At 37.7% G+C, this 25,603-nt stretch carries 21 protein-coding genes and 1 tRNA gene; 10 read left to right on the top strand and 12 right to left on the bottom strand.

Annotation, left to right across the window (positions count from 1 at the left end):
• From glmS to rpsT, 4 genes are all read right to left on the bottom strand, one after another.
• Positions 1–1,836, bottom strand: a complete 1,836-nt coding sequence (gene glmS, locus EHQ70_RS10665; protein WP_135586251.1) for a glutamine--fructose-6-phosphate transaminase (isomerizing) — start codon at positions 1,834–1,836, stop codon at positions 1–3.
• The gene (glmM, locus tag EHQ70_RS10660) at positions 1,821–3,197 is read right to left on the bottom strand and encodes a phosphoglucosamine mutase (protein ID WP_167481705.1); all 1,377 of its coding nucleotides are present in this window, start codon (positions 3,195–3,197) and stop codon (positions 1,821–1,823) included. Before glmM ends, glmS begins: the two co-directional genes overlap by 16 nt.
• A 105-nt stretch (positions 3,198–3,302) precedes the next feature.
• Positions 3,303–3,375 (bottom strand) — tRNA-Val (locus EHQ70_RS10655).
• Between the two features lie 104 nt (positions 3,376–3,479).
• Positions 3,480–3,755: a 30S ribosomal protein S20 gene (gene rpsT, locus EHQ70_RS10650; protein WP_135586250.1), complete on the bottom strand. Its 276-nt coding sequence runs from the start codon at positions 3,753–3,755 to the stop codon at positions 3,480–3,482.
• A gap of 121 nt (positions 3,756–3,876) precedes the next feature.
• Here rpsT and EHQ70_RS10645 point away from each other — a divergent pair, with 121 nt between their 5' ends.
• The 4 genes from EHQ70_RS10645 to EHQ70_RS10630 are packed head-to-tail and all read left to right on the top strand — an operon-like array spanning position 3,877 to position 7,630.
• On the top strand, positions 3,877–4,161 hold the full coding sequence (locus EHQ70_RS10645; protein ID WP_135586249.1) for a hypothetical protein: 285 nt from the start codon (positions 3,877–3,879) through the stop codon (positions 4,159–4,161).
• The gene (locus EHQ70_RS10640; RefSeq protein ID WP_135586248.1) at positions 4,158–5,300 is read left to right on the top strand and encodes an LIC_10450 family protein; all 1,143 of its coding nucleotides are present in this window, start codon (positions 4,158–4,160) and stop codon (positions 5,298–5,300) included. The genes EHQ70_RS10645 and EHQ70_RS10640 overlap by 4 nt, the downstream gene beginning before the upstream one ends.
• On the top strand, positions 5,297–6,091 hold the full coding sequence (locus EHQ70_RS10635) for a hypothetical protein (RefSeq protein ID WP_135586246.1): 795 nt from the start codon (positions 5,297–5,299) through the stop codon (positions 6,089–6,091). Before EHQ70_RS10640 ends, EHQ70_RS10635 begins: the two co-directional genes overlap by 4 nt.
• 15 nt (positions 6,092–6,106) lie before the next feature.
• Complete coding sequence (locus tag EHQ70_RS10630; RefSeq protein WP_135586244.1) at positions 6,107–7,630, top strand: thiolase C-terminal domain-containing protein; 1,524 nt, start codon at positions 6,107–6,109, stop codon at positions 7,628–7,630.
• A gap of 81 nt (positions 7,631–7,711) precedes the next feature.
• Here EHQ70_RS10630 and pheS read toward each other — a convergent pair whose 3' ends face one another.
• The 7 genes from pheS to EHQ70_RS10595 are packed head-to-tail and all read right to left on the bottom strand — an operon-like array spanning position 7,712 to position 15,343.
• Positions 7,712–8,737 carry a phenylalanine--tRNA ligase subunit alpha gene (gene pheS, locus EHQ70_RS10625; RefSeq protein WP_135586242.1) on the bottom strand — a complete coding sequence of 342 codons (1,026 nt, stop codon included), beginning with the start codon at positions 8,735–8,737 and terminating at the stop codon, positions 7,712–7,714.
• A complete protein-coding gene (locus EHQ70_RS10620) occupies positions 8,734–10,128 on the bottom strand; it encodes a UDP-N-acetylmuramate--L-alanine ligase (RefSeq protein ID WP_135586240.1) in 1,395 nt (464 codons plus the stop codon). The genes pheS and EHQ70_RS10620 overlap by 4 nt, the downstream gene beginning before the upstream one ends.
• Positions 10,125–10,703, bottom strand: coding sequence for a hypothetical protein (locus tag EHQ70_RS10615; protein WP_244288302.1), 579 nt, complete (start codon positions 10,701–10,703; stop codon positions 10,125–10,127). The genes EHQ70_RS10620 and EHQ70_RS10615 overlap by 4 nt, the downstream gene beginning before the upstream one ends.
• 37 nt (positions 10,704–10,740) lie before the next feature.
• A complete protein-coding gene (locus tag EHQ70_RS10610; RefSeq protein ID WP_135586236.1) occupies positions 10,741–11,814 on the bottom strand; it encodes a hypothetical protein in 1,074 nt (357 codons plus the stop codon).
• The gene (locus EHQ70_RS10605; RefSeq protein WP_135586234.1) at positions 11,811–13,682 is read right to left on the bottom strand and encodes a motility-associated ABC transporter substrate-binding family protein; all 1,872 of its coding nucleotides are present in this window, start codon (positions 13,680–13,682) and stop codon (positions 11,811–11,813) included. Before EHQ70_RS10605 ends, EHQ70_RS10610 begins: the two co-directional genes overlap by 4 nt.
• 3 nt (positions 13,683–13,685) lie before the next feature.
• Positions 13,686–14,417 carry an ABC transporter permease gene (locus EHQ70_RS10600; protein ID WP_135586232.1) on the bottom strand — a complete coding sequence of 244 codons (732 nt, stop codon included), beginning with the start codon at positions 14,415–14,417 and terminating at the stop codon, positions 13,686–13,688.
• Positions 14,414–15,343, bottom strand: coding sequence for an ABC transporter ATP-binding protein (locus EHQ70_RS10595; protein WP_135586230.1), 930 nt, complete (start codon positions 15,341–15,343; stop codon positions 14,414–14,416). The genes EHQ70_RS10600 and EHQ70_RS10595 overlap by 4 nt, the downstream gene beginning before the upstream one ends.
• Positions 15,344–15,375: 32 nt before the next feature.
• Here EHQ70_RS10595 and EHQ70_RS10590 point away from each other — a divergent pair, with 32 nt between their 5' ends.
• Both EHQ70_RS10590 and EHQ70_RS10585 read left to right on the top strand, forming a co-directional pair.
• The gene (locus EHQ70_RS10590; protein WP_135586228.1) at positions 15,376–16,890 is read left to right on the top strand and encodes a PAS domain-containing sensor histidine kinase; all 1,515 of its coding nucleotides are present in this window, start codon (positions 15,376–15,378) and stop codon (positions 16,888–16,890) included.
• Positions 16,887–17,285, top strand: coding sequence for a response regulator (locus EHQ70_RS10585; protein ID WP_135586226.1), 399 nt, complete (start codon positions 16,887–16,889; stop codon positions 17,283–17,285). The genes EHQ70_RS10590 and EHQ70_RS10585 overlap by 4 nt, the downstream gene beginning before the upstream one ends.
• A gap of 3 nt (positions 17,286–17,288) precedes the next feature.
• Here EHQ70_RS10585 and EHQ70_RS10580 read toward each other — a convergent pair whose 3' ends face one another.
• Positions 17,289–18,290: an adenosine kinase gene (locus tag EHQ70_RS10580; protein ID WP_135586224.1), complete on the bottom strand. Its 1,002-nt coding sequence runs from the start codon at positions 18,288–18,290 to the stop codon at positions 17,289–17,291.
• Positions 18,291–18,372: 82 nt separating this feature from the next.
• Between EHQ70_RS10580 and EHQ70_RS10575 the strand changes: the two genes are divergently transcribed.
• The 4 genes from EHQ70_RS10575 to EHQ70_RS10560 all read left to right on the top strand — a co-directional run bounded on the left by EHQ70_RS10575 (position 18,373) and on the right by EHQ70_RS10560 (position 25,562).
• Positions 18,373–20,442 (top strand): TonB-dependent receptor, encoded by a 2,070-nt coding sequence (locus EHQ70_RS10575; RefSeq protein ID WP_135586222.1) that lies wholly within the window; start codon positions 18,373–18,375, stop codon positions 20,440–20,442.
• A gap of 215 nt (positions 20,443–20,657) precedes the next feature.
• Complete coding sequence (locus EHQ70_RS10570) at positions 20,658–21,818, top strand: hypothetical protein (protein ID WP_135586220.1); 1,161 nt, start codon at positions 20,658–20,660, stop codon at positions 21,816–21,818.
• 35 nt (positions 21,819–21,853) lie between these two features.
• On the top strand, positions 21,854–23,506 hold the full coding sequence (gene gpmI, locus EHQ70_RS10565) for a 2,3-bisphosphoglycerate-independent phosphoglycerate mutase (protein WP_135586218.1): 1,653 nt from the start codon (positions 21,854–21,856) through the stop codon (positions 23,504–23,506).
• Positions 23,507–23,513: 7 nt separating this feature from the next.
• Positions 23,514–25,562: a serine hydrolase domain-containing protein gene (locus EHQ70_RS10560; protein ID WP_135586216.1), complete on the top strand. Its 2,049-nt coding sequence runs from the start codon at positions 23,514–23,516 to the stop codon at positions 25,560–25,562.
• Positions 25,563–25,603 lie beyond the last annotated feature (41 nt).

The following is a 25,603-nucleotide window of genomic DNA, read 5'->3' as shown; positions in this document are numbered from 1 at the left end:
TTACTCCACAGTTACAGATTTCGCTAAGTTTCTGGGTTGGTCCACATTGCATCCCCTAAGGATTGCTACATGGTAAGACAAAAGCTGCAAAGGAATGACGGCAAGTAAAGGAACGAGCGCATCCGCAGTTTTTGGAATTTCAAATGTATAATCCGCCATAGATTTTATATCTGTATCCCCTTCCGTTACGATCGCAATGACTTTTCCTTTTCTAGCTTTGACTTCTTGGATATTGGAAATCACTTTTTCATAAGATCCATCTTTTGTAGCAATGAACACAACGGGCATATCTTCATCAATAAGAGCAATCGGTCCATGTTTCATTTCCGCTGCTGGATATCCTTCTGCATGGATATAAGAAATTTCTTTTAACTTCAAAGCACCTTCGAGAGCCACAGGAAAGTTAAAACCTCGTCCCAAATAAAGAAAGTTAGACGCACGGTAATATTTTTCTGCAATTTTTACGATCTCTTCATCTTTGGTTAGAATTTTTGCCACCTTATCAGGAATCGAATCTAACTCGAGAAGAAGTGTTTGGTAATCCGATAAAGAAATAGATCCTTTTTTCAAACCAAGATACAATGCCATCATCGTAAGGATACTGACTTGTGAAGTGAATGCTTTGGTAGAAGCCACTCCAATTTCAGGGCCTGCGTGAAGATAAGCCCCTGCATGAGAAGCACGCGCGATAGAAGAACCCACCACATTACAAACTCCAAAAATCAAAGCACCTTTTGACTTTGCAAGTTCAATGGCAGCAAGAGTGTCCGCTGTTTCGCCCGATTGTGAAACCGCAATGATCACATCTCTTTCTGTCACGATAGGATTGCGGTAACGGAACTCGGATGCATATTCTACTTCTGTAGGGATCCGAGCTAGGTCTTCAAATAAATATTCACCGATAAGACCTGCATGCCAAGAAGTACCACAACCCACAAGGATCAAACGGTCAGCATTTAAAAAACGATTTAAGTATTGGTCAATCCCACTAAGAAACAAGTGATGTTCACGGGAAACCAAACGACCTCGCATAGCATCACGCACAGATTTAGGTTGTTCAAAAATTTCTTTTAACATAAAGTGAGGGTATCCACCCTTTTCTATGTCTTCCAAATCTAATTCTAATTTTTGAATGAATGGAGTCTTGGTTACGTTTTCTAAGTTTTTAACCACAAGACTTCCATCTTTGATTATGGCCATTTCTTGGTCATTGAGATAAGTCACATTGTTCGTATACTCAATGATAGGTGTTGCGTCAGAAGCAACAAAGTATTCATCCTCACCTATCCCTATCACAAGAGGAGAACCTTTTCTTGCTGCAATCATCAATCTTTCGTTTTCTTTCGATAAGATAACAATGGCGTAAGCACCAACAACTTCGTTGAGAGCCAGGCGAACCGCTTCTTCAATAGAACAATTATTTTGTTTTTTGATTTCTTCAATTAAGTGGATGAGAACTTCTGAATCGGTATCTGATTTAAAAGTATGCCCGTTCCCTTCTAATTCTTTTTTGATGGATGCATAGTTTTCAATGATTCCGTTGTGGATGATTGCCAATTTTCCGTCAGAACTTGTATGTGGGTGGGCGTTACGATCGTTCGGTTCGCCATGAGTGGCCCAACGAGTGTGACCAATCCCAAGAGTCGCAACCAATTTACGATTCCCAATTTCATTTTCTAAATCGGCAACTTTCCCTTTCTTTTTGACGATATCAAGTCCACCATTTAACAACGCAACGCCGGCACTATCATATCCACGGTATTCAAGACGTTTGAGACCTTTGATGATGAGAGGGAGTGCCTCTCTTTTTCCTAAATAACCTACGATTCCACACATTGTTTTACCCTCTTTAAGGTAGTTTCCAAATCAACTTTGGATTTAGTTTCCGTAATGACACGAAAGATTGGTTCTGTATTCGAAGGGCGTATATGGATCCAAGAATCCGATACATACATCCAAAGTCCGTCTTTCTCTGAAATCACTTTCGGAGAAAACTCTGACTTAAATTTTTCATAAAGACTTTCTAAAGACATTCCCGATGCCAAAGGAAAGGATTGTTTGTCCATATAAAGTGATGGCAGTTCATCCAAAAGATCATCGGCAGATTTACCAGTTTCTGCCATAAGATTTAAAATATGAGCAATTCCGGACAAAGTGTCCCTTCCAAAAGAGGGAATGGTTGGATCGATCACACCGCCATTCCCTTCCCCACCAAACACTGCTTTGGTTTTCAGCATTTCTTCCACTACGTTTGCTTCACCCACTTTGCTACGAATGACTTCGGCACCAAATCTTGATCCAACTTCTTCGTTTAAAAAGGAAGTAGATAAGTTCACAACTACCTTTGCTTTTTTCTTTGCTGTAGAGAGAACATTCATAAGTGCCAATGGCAAAGTGTATTCCTCAGAAACAGCACCACGTTTGGGAGAAAATAAAACAAGCCTGTCTGCATCAGGATCCAGAGCAAAACCTATGTCTGCTTTAGATTTTTTAAAATAAGGTTCTACAGATTTCAAAGCCGCTGCTGTCGGTTCAGGAGGTCTTGGGAAAGTTCCATCTGGATTACAATTATGAGCCACAACCTTACAACCTAACATCTGTAAAAACTTTGGCACAACATAGGAACCGGCGCCACCAACGGCATCCACAAAGACGGTAAATTTTTTCTTTTTGATTTTGGTTACATTCACTCGCTTCAAAACAGAAGACAAATGCAGGTCAATGTAATCTTCACCGGAATCGATATAACCCTTTGGTGAAATTTGTTCCTTCGGATAAGATCCATTTTGAATGATGGAAAGTAGTTTTTTGTTTTCCTCTGCCGAAAAGAAAAAACCTTTTTTAGAAATGAATTTAAATGCGTTCCAATCCATTGGATTGTGAGAGGCGGAGATCATGATTCCGCCATTGGCTTTCGAAAGATTCACAACCGCTTTTGTGGTTGGTGTAGGAACGAGTCCCAATGTTAAAACAGAATTTCCAGAAGCTAACAATGCAGACGTGAGAAGTGATTCTAAGTAAGGTCCACTTGGCCTTGAGTCTCGCCCAATCACCGCAGCTCCACCATTCATCATAGAAGCAAAAGATTTGGAAAACGCTAAGGCTTCCTCCAAACCAAATCCTAACCCAATTTTCCCCCGAACACCGGAGATAGAAATCATCAGTGAGGACAGATCATACTCTTTCGTAAATCGCATACAATACTATCAAAGCTGGTGGATTCACACTGCAAGTCTATCTTTTTGCTTTTTGGAATGTGTCAGTGAGGTGGAATTAACGTGAAGATAAAAAGAAAAACGGTTTGGGCGATGACAGGATTGAACTGCCGACCCGCTGCTTGTAAGGCAGCTGCTCTCCCAGCTGAGCTAATCGCCCGTTAGTATGACCAGTAAACTAAGGTGGAGATTTTTGTAAATAAGATTTAGAAATAAAAAAGGCCACCAGTAGGTGGCCTCATTCCTTCTAGCTAAAAGCGAATGTTATGCGGCTTTTGTCTCGATGGAGTTGATACGAAGTGCCATACGTGATTTTTTACGATCCGCATTTTTCTTATGAATGAGTTTGGTTTTTGCAGCTCTGTCTAACTTGGAAGCAAGTTTTGAGAATACAGAAAGAGCTTCTGTTTTGTCTCCAGCTTTGATTGCTTTGAGAAGAAGGCGTGCGTATGTACGCAATTCAGTGCGATCTTCACCATTTCGCTCTTTTCTACGAGCAGTTCTACGAATGTCTTTTTTAGATGATTTTAAATTAGCCAAGGAATGTCCCCTACGAGGAATTTTTACTTATCTTTTGAGTACCACCCTGCCGGTCAAGGCGAAAGAGAAAAAAATGGGTACCAAATAGGTTCTTTGAAACCTCTCCCAATAGGAGAAAACCATGTTCCCCATTCTACTTTGGATCGATTCCGAACTCTTTGAGATTCTAAAACAAAAACATTTGGATCTGGCTCTTGTCATAAAAATGGCTATTTTGTCCCTGAAAGTAGAGGGATTGGAACCTGGAAACTTTGAGAAACGAGAATCTGGCCATTACGAACGAATGGAACTCAGTCGGTATGATTTTTTTACCTTAACTTTGATTTCTCGGGAGAAGGAAGTTGACCCGAACGTATTACTCTCGTATGCTTTCACAGAAGCTTTGTTGGAAATTTTACGACTGTGACTCCCGATAAATCAAAATACCATTACATAAAAATTGAATCCATTTCGGAAATTGATCCTATCAAATTATCAGTTTCCCAGATCCAACAAAGGTATATCGACAAAGATAACAATCGTTATGCTCTACGTTTTAATAAAGACACCCGTAGAATTGAGATTTTAAAACTTATTGGCAACCATTTTGAAGTGGTTCCGCAATCTCGCAGTGCCACTTCGTCGGATACACCAAAACCTACTACAAACCAAAATACCCCCAACACTCCCCCTCCTACAACACAAATCTCGGAGGGTTTAAAATCAAATCCCATATTAGGGAAGTTAGTGGGAGCCCTTCCACAATCTCAACCCAATCCTACGGAAAAACCCTTAGAATCTCCCTCTAGTTCGGCTCCAACGAATCCAGAAGAAAATCTAATGCGAGAAGATGTAGATTTAGATATTTTTGATGGAGAAACACCACCACCCCTTACCCCCATTAAGGAAGCGCTCTCTCATGATGGCCTTCTCAACACTCCGGATTTACCAAAACCTGAAGAAGAAGATGAATCTGCAAATGCAGAACCAAACTTACAAGTGGGAGAAGATTCTGGAGACAAAACTGCGTTTCAAAGTATAGAGGACTTTATTAAATTATTATCCACTTATAGAGAACGAGTCACAGCCATCATCCGCAACTTACAATCTTCTCGGATCTTCGAACTGACAGGTGATCCTTCGGAAAACAAAAACATTGTTGGAAATTTTGCTCGTGAAATGGAATCACAAGTATTTGAATCCCTTGATAAAATGATCGATCTTCACAAAGAAATGACATCATATCCTCGTCCTATTACGTATTATATCTCAAAAGCACCCGCAGAAAAAAGAGAAGAAATGAAATTTATTGAATCGGATAAAGAAAAATTAAACAGACTCCATCTGTTTGAAATGCAAAGACATACCGATACTATAGTCAAAGACTTCAAAAAACTTAGTTTGCAATTATTGAATATTTTAAACCTAAAGAATGAAATTCAGGTCAAACAATTACAATATGCAAACCAGTTGATGTATGTTGATGCTAAAAATGCATCTCTTTATTTTGCACAAGATTTGGATAAAACCATACTTGATATTGAGAACTGGAAACAATCGAAATGAAAGAACTGTCGGAAGCAGAAACAAAAGCAATATTAGAAAAAATCAGAGCGGAATACCAAGAACACGGAAAACTGAATCCCAAGGCATTTGACCAAACAGGATTCGAACAACGATATTTACAAATACTCAAACTCCGTGGTAATATCACAAAATTTTTGACTGAAGAAGTCACATTCCTCGAACAACTAAAATCAAAATTCCAAGAACTAGCGGCAAAAAAAGAAGCTGCCAAGGCACAAACTTTAAATCGTATCATGGATGAATCCATTGAGAAGTTATCCAATTATAAAAAAGTAGATTTCCATCCACTCGCCAAAATAGAAACGAGATATTTCTATGGAGCGATGTTGGATTTTACAGAAACAGAACTTCCTGTTCTCATTTATATCTTTAAAGGAACTCCCGAATATTCCTTTTTACAAGATGCTGTTTTGCAAGTGGAAAGGATTGGAATGACAAGACGTGGCCTTCCATCCATGAAAATGCAAGAGTTCATCAAAACATTACTCGATGCCAATGGAAACAATATCGTTATTGAAAAAGCTTCCCAAAATCTTTTGAAAGATGGATGTATTGCTCTTAAAAATATCACGGTTTCCGTGTTAGATTTGGTCAGTAAAAACAGAATCAATCCTGAGATGATTGTACAAGTAAATGAAAAGGATTATCCCAACGCTTTCAATGCCTTCAACGGAAAAAAATTTGGAGAAAGCCTCACTCGGATTACTGAACGCTGCAAACAAATCATACAAGATTTTCGAATGAATGCGTTGATGAATATGGAAGGATAATTCTAATGAGCCATCATGAACCCAATTCTACTAGGTGCCGCAGACACAATCGAATCTGAATTTGATTCGGAAGTTTATAAAAACCTTTCTCCTTTAGAAAAATATCACTCTCTACTTTTCCGTTCCGTAGACAAACTCTTTGGTTTTCTTGGAACGGATCGTTCCAAAATCGCGCCATACTTGACTGACTTTGTTTCTATCGAAGCCCAATCTCTTGGCCGCGAAGGATATGGATTCACGGTAAAAGATTCCAATGATATGGGATTTGGAGGCCTTGCTTGCCATACAGTGGATTTAGGTGGGGCAAGTGTGGGCGGAGCGCTTGGGCAAGCTCATACGATAGTCAAAGCCAATCCTTATGCAGTTGTCCTTGTTGCGGCCGCAGATGTTCCCAAATCTGTCTTTAAACAAGTATCGGATTTAAAACGACTCACAGCTACGGTTTGTCATAAAGAATGGGAAATGCCATATGGGGCAACACTTATTGGTCTTTATTCGCTGTTATGTGAACGGATGATGTATGATACTGGTGTAACAAGTGATGATTTAGAAGAAATCACAAAACACTTTCGAACACTGGCGGAAACAAATCCCCGTGCCTTCCAATTCCAGAAACCAGTGACGGAAAAACAGTTTAAGAAACCTCTTTCTGGCGTTTATAGTACACCAATGATCGCCATTGTCACCGATCATGGATTTGCCACTCTTATCACTTCTGAAACCATGAAACAGAAGTTAATTGAAAAAAAGATCATCAAAAAAGACTCCGAACATATCTATTTAGCAGGTTCTGGACATAGTGCCCATGCGGAATACTTCATCCAAAAAAAGAATTTAAAAAGTCCAGCCGCCCTTGCTTGTGAGAGAGCTGTGGCCTCTTCTGGGTTTCAAAGATCTGATATTGAATACGCTTGGATTTACGATTGTTTTACAGGAATGATCATCCATGAAGCAGGGTTGTATTTTGGAGTTCCTCCAAAAGAAACAGCAACGGCACTTCGCAAAGGAAAAATATCCAATGGAACAAAAGAGATTCCGATCAATTTAGGTGGGGGAATTTTAAATTACCAAGCAGCGATGGCACTCTCTGGTGCTACGGGTCTCATTGACATTGTCAGTCAATATGGTCTCGCCGTGGATCCAATTCCAGAAAAACTAACAAACCAACCTAATGTAAGTTTACTGGGAGGAAACGGCGGAATCGATAGTATCAATTCTGTGGTTATTTTTTCCAAAGAAAAACCTAAATCGCCAAGAGAACCCTTGGTTTTAAATCCATTGGAAGTGAATGTTCCAAATCCCAAAGTGGGAGAAAAGGCAACCATCCTCACGGTTAGCACCATCTACTTCAACCCAGGGGGAGAGAAAAAACCACCATACCTCATTGTATGTTCGACAAAAGACAATGGAGAGATGGTTCTTACCAATCTATATGGAAAAGATGGAGTGGAAATTGTATCCAAAGAAGGTTTATCTCTTGGAAATTCAAAAGTGGAATTCAAAGAAATAGACGGAAAAATCCAAGCAGTTCTTCTTTAAAGAAAAGAAAAAGGCCAGGGATGGAAGTCCTTGGCCTTTTGATTCACCAATCATACGATTTAGCACAATCGCATCACTACACTAAAACTGTTTTAAAAATCTCAAATTCCCTGATTGGAAATAACGGATGTCATGGATTCCGTAACGCATCATCACGAGACGATCAAGACCAAGACCAAAGGCAAACCCAGTCCATTTTTTAGAATCGAGTCCTGCTGATTCAAGAACGTTCGGATGAACCAGTCCACAAGGCAGTAGTTCCAACCAACCAGAATGTTTGCACACACTGCAACCGTCCCCACTACAAACCAAACAGTTGATATCTAATTCAAAACCTGGTTCCACAAAAGGAAAATAACCCGGGCGAAGTCTTGTTTTGATTTCTTTACGAAACACACGAGAAAGAAGTGTTTCCATTGTGTAAATCAAATGAGCTACTGAAATATTTTCTCCAACTACCATACCTTCGACTTGGTAAAAAGTATTTTCGTGGGATGCATCCACCTCTTCGTATCGAAACACACGACCAGGAGCAATGATACGAAATGGTGGTTTTAATTTACGAAGGGCACGCACCTGGATGGCAGAAGTATGAGTTCTGAGTAAGTTTCCATCAGCCGTATAAAATGTATCTTGCATATCACGGGCAGGATGGTCTTCCGTAAAATTGAGAGCACCAAAATTGTTTTCATCGGTTTCAACTTCTGGTCCATCCATCACAGAAAATCCCATAGAAGTAAAGATATCTTCGATTTCATATTGGATTTGAGAAATAGGATGGAGGCTTCCTCTTTCTTTGGTTTCCAATGGTCGTAAACCATCAAAGAATTCTTGGCCCAGTTGGTTTTCATAAAAACTTTCCTTTAAGGAAATTCTTTTTGATTCTACGAAACTTTCAAGCCGGACTTGCGCTTCGTTTGCTTGTTTACCAACTGTTTTTTTCTCTTCTACAGAAAGAGATGCGAGGCCTTTTAAAACAGAAGTGAGTTTTCCTTTTTTACCAAGGAATTGGTTTTTGAAAGTATCCAATTCCTGTTCGGATGTTGCAGAAGATAAAACAGATTCCGCCTCTTTGACTAAATCTTCAATTTCTTGGGATAGGCTCATACAGTTTCTCTTAATTCTATTAATGATTTTAATTCAGGATAAATTCCACCAAAAGCACCATTAGACATAGCAAGGATGATTACTTTTTCTTTTTGTAATTTCGGTAGAATTTTTTTTAGGATGGAAGGAATTTCTTTTGCATCTTTTGCATACAAAGCTTCTTTCTTTGTATTCTTTGCTATGTCTTTTACCAATTTTTTCACATTCAAACGAAGCGATTTGTTTACCTTGTCCACTTGATAGACTTCGGTAACAATACTCACATCACTTCCCTTAAAACATTTTGCAAAGTCATCTTGGAATACATTCCTATGAGAAGTGGCACTTCTTGGTTCAAAAAGTGCGATGATTTTATAACCTGGATAGGCTTCTTTGTGGGCTTTGATGGTTTCTTGGATGGCCACTGGATGGTGGGCAAAGTCTTCAACAAGGAGACTTACGTCAGAAACAAATAGATTTTCTTGTCTACGTTTGACACCCGGAAATGATTCCACTGCTTCTAAAATTTCTTTTCTTTTTTGGGGAGCTATTTCCAAACAGATACGAGTTGCCACTTCCACATTGCGATAGTTATGCGACCCAATCAAAGATGGTTTAATTTTAGATTTAGTTCTGATCTCACTCAGAACACCCTTTTCATATTTAAAAATAGAGTTTTTATCCCCTAAATCAAAAGATTCCACAGGAGCATGTTTGTAATCTTTGGTGATCTCCACTAGGTTTTTGGATCCTTTCCAATAAAAAACCTTTCCCCTACCGGGAACTAGATTTAACAGACGTTTGAACATAATTTTAATTGCATTTAGGTCTGCAAAAATATCCGCATGATCAAAATCCAAAGCATTCATCGCTAAATAGTATGGTCTATAGTGTAAAAATTTAGAACTTTTATCAAAGAAAGCAGAATCATATTCATCTCCTTCGATAACAAAATAATCCCCTTCTCCAATGGCAAATCCAGGATATCCGTCTTTACGAATCCCACCCACAAAAAGACCGGGTTTCAATCCAATGGATTCCAAAATCCAATGGGTTAAAAAAGTAGTCGTAGTTTTGCCGTGAGTTCCTGAAATCACAACGGGTTTTTTCCCTTTTAAAAAAAAGGTTCCGATGGCCTGCGCCATACTCATGTATTCCATTCCTGTATTTAGAACTTCTTCTACTTCAGGATTTCCTCGTGAAATGGCATTTCCAATAATGACTAAATCGGAACCCTTTACATTTTCTTTACGATAACCAGATTTAGGTGACAATCCCCATTCGACCAACTTATCAGACATAGGTGGGTAAAGATTTTGATCTGAACCTGACACATCATGTCCTTGTTGTTTCAACATATAGGCTAAATTGCCCATAGCAATTCCACCAATGCCTACCATAAAGATTTTCAAAAGAGTACCGTCCTAACCAGGTTGTAAATAAATAAAGGAACAGAAACAAGAACCAAAAAAAACAAAATCACTTTCATAAGAAAAAATAAAAAGTCAAACGATGACCATTCTCTTCTGTGAGATAGATAATAATATGCCAAATGCAAAGAATAGAGAAAACCTACACCTAACATTAACAAGGGGATTGGTGCTGGAAAAATCCAAAAAATTGCCGTCGCACTGAACGGGAGAAAAGAAATCATAAACACATGTGGTTCTGGGCCTTCCCAATCTTTGGTTCGATCACGCATTTGATGATACATACGAAAACTATCCACAAGCCGAACGATAATATAAAAACCCAAATAGAAAAAGAATAAAGTAACCATCCCTTGTGTGTAAGTAAGTTTTGTTTCTTCATCTACAGTAGAAACTTTGAACAAAAGGATTTGGATCAAATTACCCAGGAACTTTGCAACAGGAGCCAGGAGGAAAAGTTGGAGATGAGCCAACCATAAGTCACGACCACCTAAATCCGGTTTATGATAGTAGGATTCGAAGGCGGACATGGGAGAATAAAATAAATCTCGGATCATTTCTATCCGAGATGCGACTGTAGAAACTTTTTGCACCTTATTGGATTTTCTGGTTGGGACGCTCGTAACGGGAAGCATTTTTCACTTTCATGACAGCAATCACCAAATTTTGGAAGGTTTCTTCTTTGATCCAAGTCGTCGTTTCCGAAAAATAAGGAACAAGCTCCCTTCGGACCGGCCGCCATTTCCCAGACTCAGATTCCCATAACGGAAAAAAGGAGAGTCGATATTTGATCCCCTCCGATTGGGTAACATCTAAAACCGCTTCTGGCGGCTGTGTAGAGGAAAGTTCAGGAAACAAAGGAGCACCAGCTTCATCGGAATAAAATTCTACCTTTAATCCCTTAACAACCGATTCCCATTGGTTTCCTACGTCAGGTGGTAAAACAATCCTTTCCCCTGTGGAGCGGCTCCAATCATTTACATACACGTTGTATTGGTTTTTTTTGGCACGGTTATCAGCTTTCACATTCACAACCTGGCCTGAAAACGAAAGTTCTTTTATGTAACCATTGTTAAAGGTAACATACATTTTCTCACGGAAACTAGTGTTTGGTGCACGGAACTTTTCGATCAAATAGTTATAAGGAGCAATGACCTCATCTTTTACCAAAACCGAAATACGACCTTCGTCTGATCCGATTTTTTTACCAAAAAACAATTGTTTGTCTTTCGAAAATTCGATCTCTTGTCCGTTTTCTTCTGATAAAGATAAGGAAGGGGAACTCATCCCCAAACAATAAGAGTTTTGAATTTCAGGAGAAGTTTTTTCGATTAACTTTGTTTTGAGAACACTCAGTTCCGAAAAACTATTTTTCACATTATAATTGGCTTCATAAGAAACTAGTTTGTCATTTTTTGAAGAAGTGACTGTGAATAAAGGAGTTTGGTTCCATCCACGAGGAATTTTCCGAAACACCATAGTTTCTTCTGCAAACTTTGGTTCCAAAACACCACACCAATCTGCTTTGGGTGGGGTGTAACGAATGGACTTCCAATCTTCTTTCCAATAATTTGTTTCTGAAATATTTTCTGGATGGTCTTCCATCCAGTAGAAAAGTAAAAACAATCCAACAAAAGCAACGCCTACTAAACTAACTTTCTGTTTCATACTTCAATCATTGAACTTTTTCTTCTAACATAAACAAAGTAGGATCCTACTGCCAAAATAAATCCAGGAAACAAAAACACTCCAATCACCCAGGCAACTAACTTTTGATTATCGGAAAGAGAGATAGTATCGAGTTCTTCTTTTTTGAGTGGAATTTCAGCTACAGCAGTATCTTGAAACAAACCAGTGATGGAAACCGTTGAAAACTGAGAGTTCATAGCGTACGGAATGAACTGATCAGTAATCCAAGAAGTTCCTGTATGTAAAATCACCTTCCCCGTTTTTTCATTCACAAGAGAAGAAGGTGTAAGAACTATAGAAAGTATTTTACTTTCTCTTTTTTCGTTTGGATCCAATTTACCATTTTTGTTTTCATCAGAAAAAGCTTCATATCCAGATTCTAATAAAGTTTCTGACTTAAAAGCATAAGGAGATGGGACAGTAGCATCTGTTTCCAAATAACCGCTATAAGGGAACAAAATTCCCATTTCCTTTTTCTGAAGTAAATCGGTGAGTCGATTGTCTGGGAATTGTTTCGCAACAACAAATCCAGGTTTTTCTTCTCTTTCGATCAACTGAGAAGAGTTATATTTAAGGCCAGCACTAGCAAGTAACCAACTAAAATCTTCATTCCCTTTCGGTTCCATAGTGATGAGAACTTTTCCATTTTTTTCTAAAACAAATTTTCTAAGTTCTTCTTTTGCTTCTTTCGAAAAAGGAACCGTTGGTCCAAGGACCACCAACATCTCTGCATCTTCTGGCAATTTTGATGGCCAACCCTGTGCAAAACCAAGTTCCGCCACTTTGAAATTTAGAAACTGTAAGGAAGAAACAAACCGGTTTACTTGTTCGTTCGGGAGTGCTTTAAAAGAAATTCCAAATCGTTCTCCATTGGAAACGGTAAAATAAACCTTTTTCTGTTCAGTAGTTACGTTGAGGAGAGCACCAACTAACTTACGTTCGAGATCTTCCAAATCTTTGGTTTCTTTGGCAATCACTCGCTCTTCCGCAAAAGGAGTCCCCGATGATAACAAAGATTGTTTCTGGGAACGAACAAAAATGGTTCCATTCGAAACTTGTCCAAATTCTTTTAATAAATCCACTTCCACATCTGCATTGATAAACTGAACCGTAATATGTGAATTTTCTGCTTTGATTTGGTCTAAAAGGATTTCAATGTCGGGACGAACTCGAGTGAGAGCAAACGCAGCCAACTTATCACCGTTTGCTGGCCCATCTGCTTCCAAAGGACGTGGATAAAATGCAGTGATGGTTACATCTTTTGTGATTGGTTTGATGAGGTTTCTAGAAATTTGCGAAAGGGAAAATTTTCCCTGGCTACTCAAATCAAAGTTATAGTTTCGTTTGATCGCAAAATAATTGACTGCCACTAAAATTGGCAGAACAAACAAAAACCCTAAAACCGCATTTTGTAATAGAGAATTTTTAGATTTTGCGAGATTACTTTGTGCTTCTAAAGATGATTTTCCAATCTCAAGCAAAATGACTTGGAGTAGAAAAACAATAGAGAAAAGAACCACACAAAGTAAAAGAAATTCTCTGACTTTCGGAATGGCACTGACTTCCTCATTAAAACCCGCAACTGGTTTTAAATCCAAAAAGTCCCGCAAAACTGACAATAAAAAAGCACCAATTCCAAATCCGGCAGCAATGTATCTGTTTTGGTCTTCTTTACGTAGACCTTTGGAAAATGCACGAATGATGGTATCAGAAGCTAAAAATAAAAAAATAACACCTAGAAAAATAATTCTTCTTTTAGGATCTACAACCATCCCATCGAACAAGAAGTAGGCGAAAAGTGAAAGTAAACTAATAAATGGTAAAATTCGATCTGCTGTTAAAAACATGGCCTACCCCCTCCATCTCCTGGATTCCAAGACCTTTACGGTAAGGTATAAGAACAAAAATGTTCCACTTAAGAAAAAAACAATCCCAGTCAAAGGGACAACACCTTTGGCAAAAGCGGCAAAGTGAGAAAAAATATGTAAGTGGAAAAGAACCTTTCTTGTTGTTGCTTGGAAGAGATGTGAAAAATATCCCACTACCCATAGTGTCAAAATGATCAGAACAGAAATGAGTAATGATATCATTTGGTTTTTGCCGAGACTTGACCCAAACATTCCAATCGTAAAGGTAAAGACACCTAACAAAAACACTCCGACACTACCGGAGGCTACCATATAAAACGGAGCTTTCCAAAAGGAGTATAACAACAATGGAAAAAGTCCATTGATAAAGACAGTAATGATTCCACAAACGGTAACGCCAAAAAGAAATTTACCAAAAACAATTTCCAAATCGGTAATTGGTGAAGTAAAAAGTAATTCCAATGTTCCTTTGTTTCTTTCCTCTACAATGGATCCCATAGAAATGATCACCATGGCAATGAGAATGGTTGTCATAAAGGAAATGAATGTGATGTACGTTGCAATTTCATAGTTTGCAGTTCCATTAAAGTTTAGGATCATTACGAAAAGTGCATTTAGAAACGCAGTTCCCCCGAGAACCAAAGGCCCCATATAAGTTCCAAAAAATAATCGTAATTCTTTTTTATAGATCCAAACAGCCGTTTGCCAGTTCATATTTTCTCCATAAAAATTTGTTCTAAAGACACTTCTTGTTTTTTTAAAGATTCAATTTGAATTCCACTAGCCAAAGCTTTCGAAAACAAAGATTCTTTGAATCGTTTTGGATTTGTTGTTCGCACTAAAAATTGTATTTCCTCTTTATTGGTTCCTAGTTCAGACAAACTATCACCATCACCGATTGCTGATTTCATAAAATTAAGAAGTTCATCGGCACTCTTACCAGAAAGACCAACTTCCCATCCAGCAAGTCGATTCATTTCTTCTTCTAAACGACCGAGAGAAAGTTCCTGTTTCAAACTTCCTTTGTGTAAAAATAAAAACTTATCACAAGTTTTATAAATCTCCGTGAGGATATGGCTAGAAATCAGAACCGTGTGATCACCGGCAAGACTCCTAATTAAATTTCGAATCTCAACAATTTGTTTTGGATCTAGTCCCGAAATTGGTTCATCCATAATGACAATTTCAGGATCACCGAGAATTGCTTGAGCAATTCCAACACGTTTGCGGAAACCTAAAGATAAAGTTCCAATCAACTTATCCTTAACAATCGTAAGGTTTGTTTTAGTAAGGACCTTTTCAATCTCAGAACCAAGTTTGGTTTCCTCAATTTTTTTAATCCGACCTACAAATTGAAGATACTCTGTAATGGTCATGTCTTCGTAGAGAGGAGGAGTTTCGGGAAGATAACCAATTTTCTGTTTTGCTTCCAAAGGAAAATCAAAGATGGACTTTCCATCAATCGAAGCATCACCCGCACTAGGAATCAAATACCCGGTAAGGATTCGAATTGTAGTGGTTTTTCCGGCACCGTTGAGGCCCAAAAGACCCACAATTTCGCCTTTTTCTAATTTGAAATTAAGCCCTGAGATGGCTCGTTTTTCGCCGTAAAATTTTGATAAATTGCTGACTTGAATCATAACTCTGGTTTAGTTTTCGTATACCTGCACCTATGAATGAATTTCTGGAAAAAATCAAAAGCTTTTTCAAGGATGAAGACAGCTTTTTTGATGCAAAGCAACTTCTGCAACAGAATTGGCACAAATTTGTCCCCCAATACTTCGACAAAATCCTAGAAACTCGTGCGAATGCCGTCTTTGTCTTAGATAACGACCTAAATTATACCTACGTGAACTCCTCTGCAGCGAGTATGGTGGAAAAATCCGCCAGTCAGATGTTAGGGCAAAATATTTGGGACCTATTTCCAAATTTGGACGAAACCGATTTTGGCAAACAATTATCCCATGCCATTAAAAATAAGGAATCATTCCAGTCTGATGAATTCTTTTTGGAATCAAAAGGATGGTTTGCGACCCAAGTTTATCCTCAGGAAAATTTTACAATCCTCATTGCGACAGAAATCACTTCGGAAAAAAATGCAAAAGACAACTACAGTCAAGTTCTAAGTAAAAACAAAGCCATCTTAAGTTCCCTGCCAGACAAATTGTATGGAATCCGAAAAGATGGATCTGTGATTGATCATAAAGAGTTCCCTGATTTTAAAGGTTGGGATTCCCTTCATGAAGAAAAAGAAGTTCGACTCACAAGAATTGAAAATCTATTTCCAAAAAGAAAACTAAGCGAAATTGATTCTATTCTGGACCAAGTTATCGAAATTGGTGGGACAAAAACTTACGAATATTCGATCGAAGATTACGATGGTGAAAAGTATTTTGAAGCTCGGTTCACCAAAACAGGTGAAGACGAAGTTCTAACCATTGTTCGAAATATCACAGAACGTAAAAAAGCCGAAGCCTTAAAAAACGAATTTATTAGTTTAGTAAGCCACGAATTACGAACTCCTCTAACTTCGATTAAAGGATCTATCGATTTATTACTTGCTGGTGTTGCTGGCGAACTTTCTAACCAAACCAAATCTCTTCTGAATATCTGCCGAAAGAACACACAAAGACTAGTGCGTTTTGTAACGGATCTATTGGATATAGAAGCATTGGATTCTGGAAATATTAATTTTAAATTCCGAACCTATCGTTTAGAAGAAATTTTACAAAGTTCTGTTGATGGGATGAGAACCTTTGCTGAACAATATCATGTTTTACTCAACTATGATCAAAATTTCCCTTCCACGTCTGTTTTTGTAGATGAAGATAGATTGAATCATTGTATCACAAATCTAATATCTAATGCTGTGAAATATACACCAAAGTTCTCAGAAGTTTACATTACTGTTGTTCCCTCAGCAACTCATGCACAAATATTGATTAAAGACAATGGCCCAGGAATTGATCCCAATTTTGCACCAAGATTATTCCATCGTTTTGCACAAGGGGCGCCACCAAAAGATAAATTAGTCGGTGGTTCAGGACTCGGGCTCTCTATCACCAAAGGATTTGTTGAAGCGATGAAAGGGAAAATATTTTTTACTTCAGATGATAAAGGCACCGTATTTACCATTGAATTTCCTATTATACGTGAAGGATCTATTCCATCTGGATACAATCAATGACAGAACAAACCTTAAAACACGTGTTAATTGTAGAAGATGAAGAAGATATTGTAGAAATACTTCGAATCGCCTTGGAATTCAATTCACCATACCAAGTGAGTTTTGCAAAAACGGGACCAGAAGGATTACAAAAAGCCATCATCTTACAACCCGATTTAATCTTGTTAGATGTATTGATGCCAGGAATGAATGGGATGGAATTGATTGAAGAATTGAAAATTTTTCCAGAAACAAAAGAGATTCCAGTCGCCTTTATAACATCTCGTGTTTTAAAAAATGAAATATTAGAATATCAAAAAAGAGGGGGCATTGGTGTGATTGAAAAACCTTTTGCCCCTCTTGAAATTGCTGATAAAATTCAAACCCTTTGGGAGGATTCTAAAAAAATTCGATAGATTTTATGTTTCTTTGAACCCGGTCAAAATTTCGTCTTGTCTTCCCATAAGACGTACGGACAAACGTGGACCCACTTCGCAAACAATTCGAGAAGCTACATAGTTACCCCAACGAGCTGATTTTTGTGCGGAATAACCTTGGGTCAGTCCATACAAAACTCCAGCAGCAAAGGCATCCCCTGCTCCAGTTGTATCAATTGGTTTTACAGGAAAACCAGGAACGAGTGTGATGTTTCCATTTTCTGCAACGTATGCTCCTTCTTTTCCCGCAGTCATAAATACTAAAGGACAAAGTTTGGAAATAAACTCAACAGCGTCTTCCACAGTTTTTGCGCCACTAAGAGCCAACCCTTCTTCTGAATTGCAGAACACAACATCAACGTATTCTTTTGTTAGATGGATGAATTCATCTCTGGAACGATTTACACAAAATGGATCACTGTATGTAAAAGAAACTTTTACATTGTTTTCCTTTGCTACTTTCATAGAAAGTTCACTCGCTTTTTTTGTAGAATCTCCATCCCATAAATAACCTTCTACATAAACAAATTTGCTTTTTTTAAGGTTTTCTATATCGATATCATCCGGGCCAAGTGATGTGGAAATGGCAAGATTGGTTAACATGGTTCTTTCTGCATCTGGTGTAGTTAAAACCACACAAGTTCCAGTATGACCGTTTTTATCAGGCGTAGTTTCAAACAGCACACCTGCATCTTCCATATCTTTTTTATAAAATTCACCATACGTATCATGGGTAACTTTACCCGTATAACAGCAAGTTCCACCAGAGTTTGCAATGGCAATCATCGTGTTAGCGGCACTACCACCAGAGCGGAGTTCTTTCTTTTCATCGTGAAGGTCTGCAAGAATTTGGCCTTGTCTGGATTCATCTACAAGAGTCATCACACCTTTGGTGATATTTTGTTTTTGTAGAAAATTGGGATCAATAAATGCAATGATATCTACAAGGGCGTTCCCTACGCCGAATACGTCGTAATGCTTCATGGGGACAATGCTTTTTTCCTTTAGGGAATTGACACTCAATTTTCATGTTCCAGGTTGGCAAGTACCGAGAAAATACGGCTCTATGATTTCCTATTTCCGATTATCTATTATTCTTTTTTTATGTTTCTCGGCCCTTACATTACATGCTCAGAACAAAGAAACGAAAGAAGTAGAAATTAGAGCTAATGTAGAAAGTCAGTCAAAAAATTCTAATTTTGCCAAAAACCCAACAGGTTTCCAAAAAGAAATAGACTTAACATCAACAAACACTCGATACACGAGTTTACCAGATGTATTAAACCGCGAAGCAGGAGTTCGGGTGAGGCAATATGGTGGACTTGGTTCTTACTCCACGCTTTCCTTACGCGGAACCAATCCCAACCAAACAAAAATTTATTGGAATGGTGTTCCGATTAATAATTCCATGGGTGGCGAAATCAATTTAGCAGATCTACCCTTTGACAATTTAGAAAAAATAGAAATTTATAAATCAGGAACACCCGCTGGATTTTCAGGATCATCGATTGGAGGTTCCATCAATTTAGTTTCCAAATCAAAAGTTGAAAAACCTTTCACACGTATCAATTTGATGGGAGGAAGTTTTAAAACTGCTAAAGCTTCAGTGACTCATATGGATCAGTTTTCAGGTGGATCTTATTTTATACAGGCTCTTCAAGAAACATCAGACCAAAACTTTAGTTATCTCAACAATAAAGGAACTGTTTTATTTAATACTTACGATGATACAATTGATACACGAAGGAATGCACAATTTCGGAAAACGGGTTTTACAGGAAACATCGCTTTTGAATTTGGAAAAACAAAAATCAATTTATTAAATGATTATATCCACAGAAAACAAGGATTACCCGGTCCAGGCAATAGGCAAACCGTTGCGGTAGAAAGAGTTTTTAGCAAACTTTCTTCGGCAATCACAACAGAAACAAATGAATTTCTTTTACAAAACCTAACTCTTGAAACAAAAACCTATGGTAACTTTTCCAAGGATGATCTTTTTGATCCTAAATCTGAATTTAGTTACGGAACTCCCGATTCATTTACCAAAACCAACCAATATGGATTCCAACTTTCTCCCACTTTATATTTATTAGAATACAATCAAGTTCTACGTGCTTCTTTCCAAACGGAACAAGAGTTTTTTACTCGATATGAAAAAAGGTACAATCATGAAACTGAAAGGAAAGAACCTAAAAAAAGAAGGGATTCTTTAAGTGCCACCTTCCAAGATGAAATTAGATTCTTTTCTAACAGACTGTTTTTAGTTCCTCAAGTTCGTTTTGAGAAATTCACAGATAGGTTCGGCAAAGATGAAACCAGTGTTCGTAACCAACTTCTAGATCCACTCACTGATGTTTTTTATGTAAAACAAGCTTTCACCAATCCAAGTTTTGGAATCAAAATTATTTGGATCAAAAAAGATAGTTTAGAATTTGGAACACTGGCAAACATTAGTAAAGATTTTCGTATTCCCACCTTCTTAGAGTTATTTGGTGAGCGAGGGAGTATCGTAGGAAATACTAAATTACGACCAGAACAAAGTCGAAACGGCGATTTTGGGTTTTATCTTCATTCAAAACCAAGTAACAATTGGAAAATACAATCCGATGTATCTATTTTTCAAAAACGAATTTATGATATGATTTTGTTTTTACCAAATTCACAGTTTACACTTAGACCAGAAAACGTAGACCAAGCTTTCATTCGCGGATTAGAGACAAGTCACAACCTAATTTGGAATAAAGGTGTTAAATTTAACTTTAATTATACGTATCAAGACGCGAGAAACTATTCCGAATCACCATCACTCAATGGAAAGTATCTTCCTCTTCGTTCCAAAAGCCAAGGCAGTGCGCTACTCGCATTCTTTAAAGAATTCGGAGAAATTGGATTAGAATACCAATACATTGGTGCCAATTTTCGGGACAGAACTAATGAATACCTAGGTTATCTACCAGCCCGACAATTTTGGAATCTCTACATCCAATACATACCTTATAAAAATTCAGAAACAGGAAACGAATTGATTTTAGGATTTGAGGTTCGTAATCTAACAGACAAACGTGTTGAGGATTTGGTAGGATATCCATTGCCTGGCCGCAGTTATTATTTTACAGGGAGCTATCGATTCTAATGACTAAAACCAAAAATAGTTCTCGGGATAAAATAAATTACATTTGGATTCTCGCATTCTGGCGGGTGATATACGCAGTGCGGTTATTCACAGCAAGATTTCTAAACTACAGATACAATCCCCAGCGAGTCCGGGTGATATACGCAGTGCGGTTATTCACAGCAAGATTTCTGAACTACAAATACAATCCCCAGCGAGTCCGGGTGATATACGCAGTGCGGTTATTTCCCATCCTTTTCTTTCATTTCCAATGCGCTCAATTGGAAATTGAAAAACCAGACTTGTTTCGGTTTTTATTTTTATCGGCTTCGCCCACTTCTGTAGGTGTTGTCACTTCTGATTTTGCAAGTGGCGGGAGATTCAAAACATTTGAACCAAATTCGTTTACGACGTTTCCCACATCCATTCCTATCCATTCCGATGCAGTGGGCAGATATACAAACGACAGGGTATTTATAGTCAATCGTTTGAATCGTGATAGCATTCAGGTATTAAATCCTCAATTAGGATTTCTCACCGAACAAGAGTTCAGTGTAGGCCAAGGAAAAAATCCTCAAGACATTTCCGTTTGGAATGACAAATATTTTATCAGTTTATACAATTCTGATGAATTAGCTATTTACTCAAGATCCAACGGAACAAAACTTGGAGGAGTTTCTTTCACTTCTCTACGAGAAACTTATTCTACATCAGGAATCCCAGATAGTTCAGTTGAATCTTCTTATATGCTCCAGGATGGATCTAGTTTATTTGTATTGTTACAACGATTGGATCGAAATGATGTATCTGGTTATTTACCACCTAACTCAGATTCTTATCTAGTTGAAATTGATATGGATCTAAACGTAATCAGGGCTGTTTATACTCTTCCTTATAGAAATCCAAGTTCCAAAATCCAAAAAGTAAATTTGTTCGGTGAACCTCATCTGGTATTTGCATGCGTTGGACGCGTTGGGTTTATTTCTCAAATAGATGCGGGAATCATTGCTTTTCGTCTAAGCACTCGTCAGTTCCATCCCAATCGTCTCTTTGCAGAAGAAACTGCTGGTGGCGACATTCTTGCCTTTCAAATTAAAAATGAAGAACTTGGATATGCAGCTGTTCTTGATTCTGGATTTACAAAAACAGTCCAAGCTTTTCGACCAAGAACGGGCGAACGAATTGCAACACTTTTGCAAATACCAGGGAATATTGGGATAAGCCTTTCCGGTCTATTGCTTACGAATGAAGGAAAACTTTTGGTTGGATCTACGGATTTCAATCGACCAGGTATTTATGTTTACGACTCCAATTTGGGAAATGTTCTTTTGAATCCCATACCAAGTTCTGTAGAACTCACACCTTTTGATATCTTCCAGTTGCAAAATCTTCAATAAATCTCAAAGTGGAAAAAGACAGGGGAATCTAATCTATGTTAACTCTTAAAAAACAACCCAAAGGTTCATTGGCCAAACAAGTTTTATTAATCATCTTAGATGGTGTTGGGTTTACAGAAAAAGGATACGAAAACGGAAACGCCGTTGCTAAAGCTGATATGCCTGTATTAAAAGGGCTTTGGAAAACACAACCTACTGTTCTATTAAAAGCACATGGAACCGCTGTCGGAATGCCAAGTGATGAAGATATGGGTAACTCTGAAGTGGGTCATAATGTTTTAGGTTCAGGAAGAATCTTTGATCAAGGTGCAAAATTAGTATCGCAATCCATTGAGAACGGAAGTTTGTTTGCAGGCCCCATTTGGAAAAAAACTGTTTCGAATTGTAAATCAAATCAGTCTACATTTCATTTTCTTGGATTGTTTTCCGATGGAAATGTTCATAGCCATATCGATCATTTAAGAGCACTAATAGATCACGCAATCAAAGAAGAGATCAAAAAAATACGTCTCCATATTTTGTTAGATGGTAGAGATGTTCCCGAAAAATCTGCGTTAGACTATTTGAATCCCTTTGAAGAATATTTAGATTCCTATAGAAAAAAAGGAATCGATATCCTAATCGCATCAGGTGGGGGAAGGATGGAACTCACGATGGATCGTTATGATGCCGATTGGTCCATGGTAGAAAGAGGTTGGAACCATCACGTTGAAGGAGAAGGTCGAATTTTTTCTACTGCGAAGGAAGCCATTGAAACTTTCCGAACTGAAAATCCATCAGTCATTGATCAATATCTGCCTGGATTTGTGATTGGAGATTCCAATGGAAAACCTGTTGGTAAAGTAGAAGACAACGATTCCGTAGTATTTTTTAACTTTCGTGGTGATCGTGCCATTGAAATTTCAAGAGCCTTTACAGAAGAATCATTAACAAATTTTAATCGTAAACGTTTCCCAAAAATTGAATTTGCAGGTATGATGCAATATGATGGGGATTTGTTTATCCCCAAACAATACTTAGTGGATCCTCCTGCAATCGATCGAACTATGGGGGAATACTTTGCAAACGAAGGTGTAGCTCAATACGCTCTCTCCGAAACACAAAAGTACGGGCATGTGACTTTTTTTTGGAATGGAAACAGGTCAGGTTATTTTAATCAAACATTAGAAACATATGAAGAAGTAAAATCCGACATCATTCCTTTTGACCAAAAGCCGGAAATGAAAGCAAAAGAAATCACAGACAACCTTGTGCTTGCTCTCACTTCACACAAATTTCCATTTTTACGAGTTAATTATGCCAACGGAGATATGGTGGGTCATACTGGAAATATGGATGCGACCGTCCGTAGTTTAGAGTATCTTGATATTTGTTTAGATCGAATCAAAAAAATTTGTGACGAAACTGGGACAGTTTTATGTATTACCGCTGACCATGGCAATGCAGACGAAATGTATCAACTAACAAAAAAGGGAACAGCAGAAACATCAAAAGACGGGAAACCCGTTCCAAAAACAAGCCACACACTAAATCCTGTACAATTTGTACTCTATGATCCATCTGGAAAAATTCAACTCAATCAAAACTTAAAGGAAAAAGGGCTGGCAAATGTTGCGGCAACTATGATGGATCTTTTAGGATTTGAAGCACCAGAAGGATACCATCCAAGTCTAATTAATAGAGACTAATTTCAAAATGCAATTTCGGATTTTCATTTGTCTTCTTTTCAGTTTATTTTTGACTAACTGTGGAGAATCCGAAATTGGCTCTTTTTCAGAAGAAACCAAAGAAAAACTTCGAAAAAGAATCAAACAAGAAGGATTTCAAGGTGTTGTCCTCATTTCTCAGGATGATAATATTTTATTCAGAGAATCCATTCTAACAAATAAAAAAAAGAAAAACTCACAACTTTATAAAAAGCACAATTTCCCGTTAGGTGAATCTACAAAGATTTTCACTTCTTATGCAATTCATATGTTAGAAGAAGAAAAAAAAATATCTTTGTCTGATCCTGTATCAAAACATCTTAAGTGGTTCCCTTATTCCAAAATTACAATTGGACATTTGTTACGCCACACATCCGGATTACCAAAAATCATCGAATTTTTACCAAATTTTGATACAGAGAAACCTCATCTAAAACGTGATGATATCAAACGACATTTTTTAGAATCTAAACTAAAACCTGTCTTTCCTTCAGGAGAGTATTGGAAATACAGTCGTCTAGATTATCTTTTATTATCCTATATAATAGAAAAGGTTTCGGGTTCTTCATATTCGCATTATCTAAAAGAAAAAATTTTTGATCCGTTAGGTTTCCAAAATACAAACGTTGATACTACGGAAGTTTTAATTGGGAATAGTGGAATTTATTCTACACCAGAAGATTTGGTAATTTTTAGCCTGGAACTTAAAAAACCAAAACTAATCTCAAAAGTATCTAGAGATACATTCATCAAAAAAACTATATTATCCGATTCCATATCGGAAGACCCGATCGCTTTCGGTGAAGGGGCTTTTGTTGGAGATTATTTTTATTGGACTTATGGTAAAGAAAAGGGAATTTCTAACTTTATTTATCATGACTTAAAGAGTAGAATTTTTATCACAATTGTAAGTCCTTTCGGAAACAGCAAAGGTGATTTATCTTCGATAAAATCAATTTTAACAGAAATCATTTTTGATGCTAAAAAATTAAATCTTAAAAAAAAGACCAATCTTCCAAACGAAGTATATATAGAAGATTTAATGAAAATCGAGAAGGTTCCTTCCCTCGGGATTGCCGTTTTTAGAAATGGGGGATTAAGTTGGAAAAAGATGTATGGAACAAAAACACAACATACTCTTTTTCGAGCAGGTTCTCTCTCTAAAACAATGACAGCAACCGCAACACTTCGATTAGTTGAATCTGGTCAACTTGATTTATATTCCAATTGGATTGGAAAACTAAAGCAGTACAAAGTGTCCGTTCCTAAAGGGAAAAGAAGATCCGTTGTTAATCTTGATTTATTATTATCTCACACAAGTGGGTTAACGGAAAAAGGAAATTGGGATGATCCCATTAATTCAGGAAAGAAACATTTACGCGAATTAAAAGACACTTATACCACAAAAGGAAATGGTTTAAAATTATATTACAAACCAGGAAGTAAATCTCGATACTCCGGTGGTGGATACAGCATCGTACAAGAAATCTTAGCCGAACGAACGGGAAAATCTTTTCAAAACCTAATGTCTGAAGTTGTTTTCCAACCCTTACAAATGACAAGAAGTACATTCCGACAAAATCTAACAGCCGAAGATGATCGTTGTGACGGTTACGATGAACAAGGAAACCTACTCCCTCAAAAATCCTTTGTCACTCCTGAACTTTCCTCCGGCGGGCTTTGGACAACACCTGAAGAAGTGGGATTGTTATTTCATGAAGTGGCGAGGGCAAAACAAGGAAAATCAAACTTTCTCTCTAAAGAATCGGCCGAATATTTGCTCTCACCCAAAATGAGTGCAGCAAACCTCACGGTGCATGCCCTTGTCGCGCATGGGTTTTTCTTAAATCGCACTGGCAAAACAGAATATTTCTTTCATGGCGGCCATACAAAGGGACATAAGTCGCTTGCCCTTTTCAACACAGAAAAAGGATATGGAGTGGTCATTATGACCAATTCGGAAAACGGTTCTAAACTGATTTGGCGAATCCTCAGATCCATTTCGGTGGAAGAAAAATGGGATAAGTTCGTCAATTAATCTATTGACCAAATCCAAAAATTAGCTATTCTCAAAGCGGT

This window comes from Leptospira congkakensis, assembly GCF_004770265.1.
Classification (GTDB): Bacteria; Spirochaetota; Leptospiria; order Leptospirales; family Leptospiraceae; genus Leptospira_A; species Leptospira_A congkakensis.
This window is presented reverse-complemented; position numbering and strand designations above follow the sequence as displayed.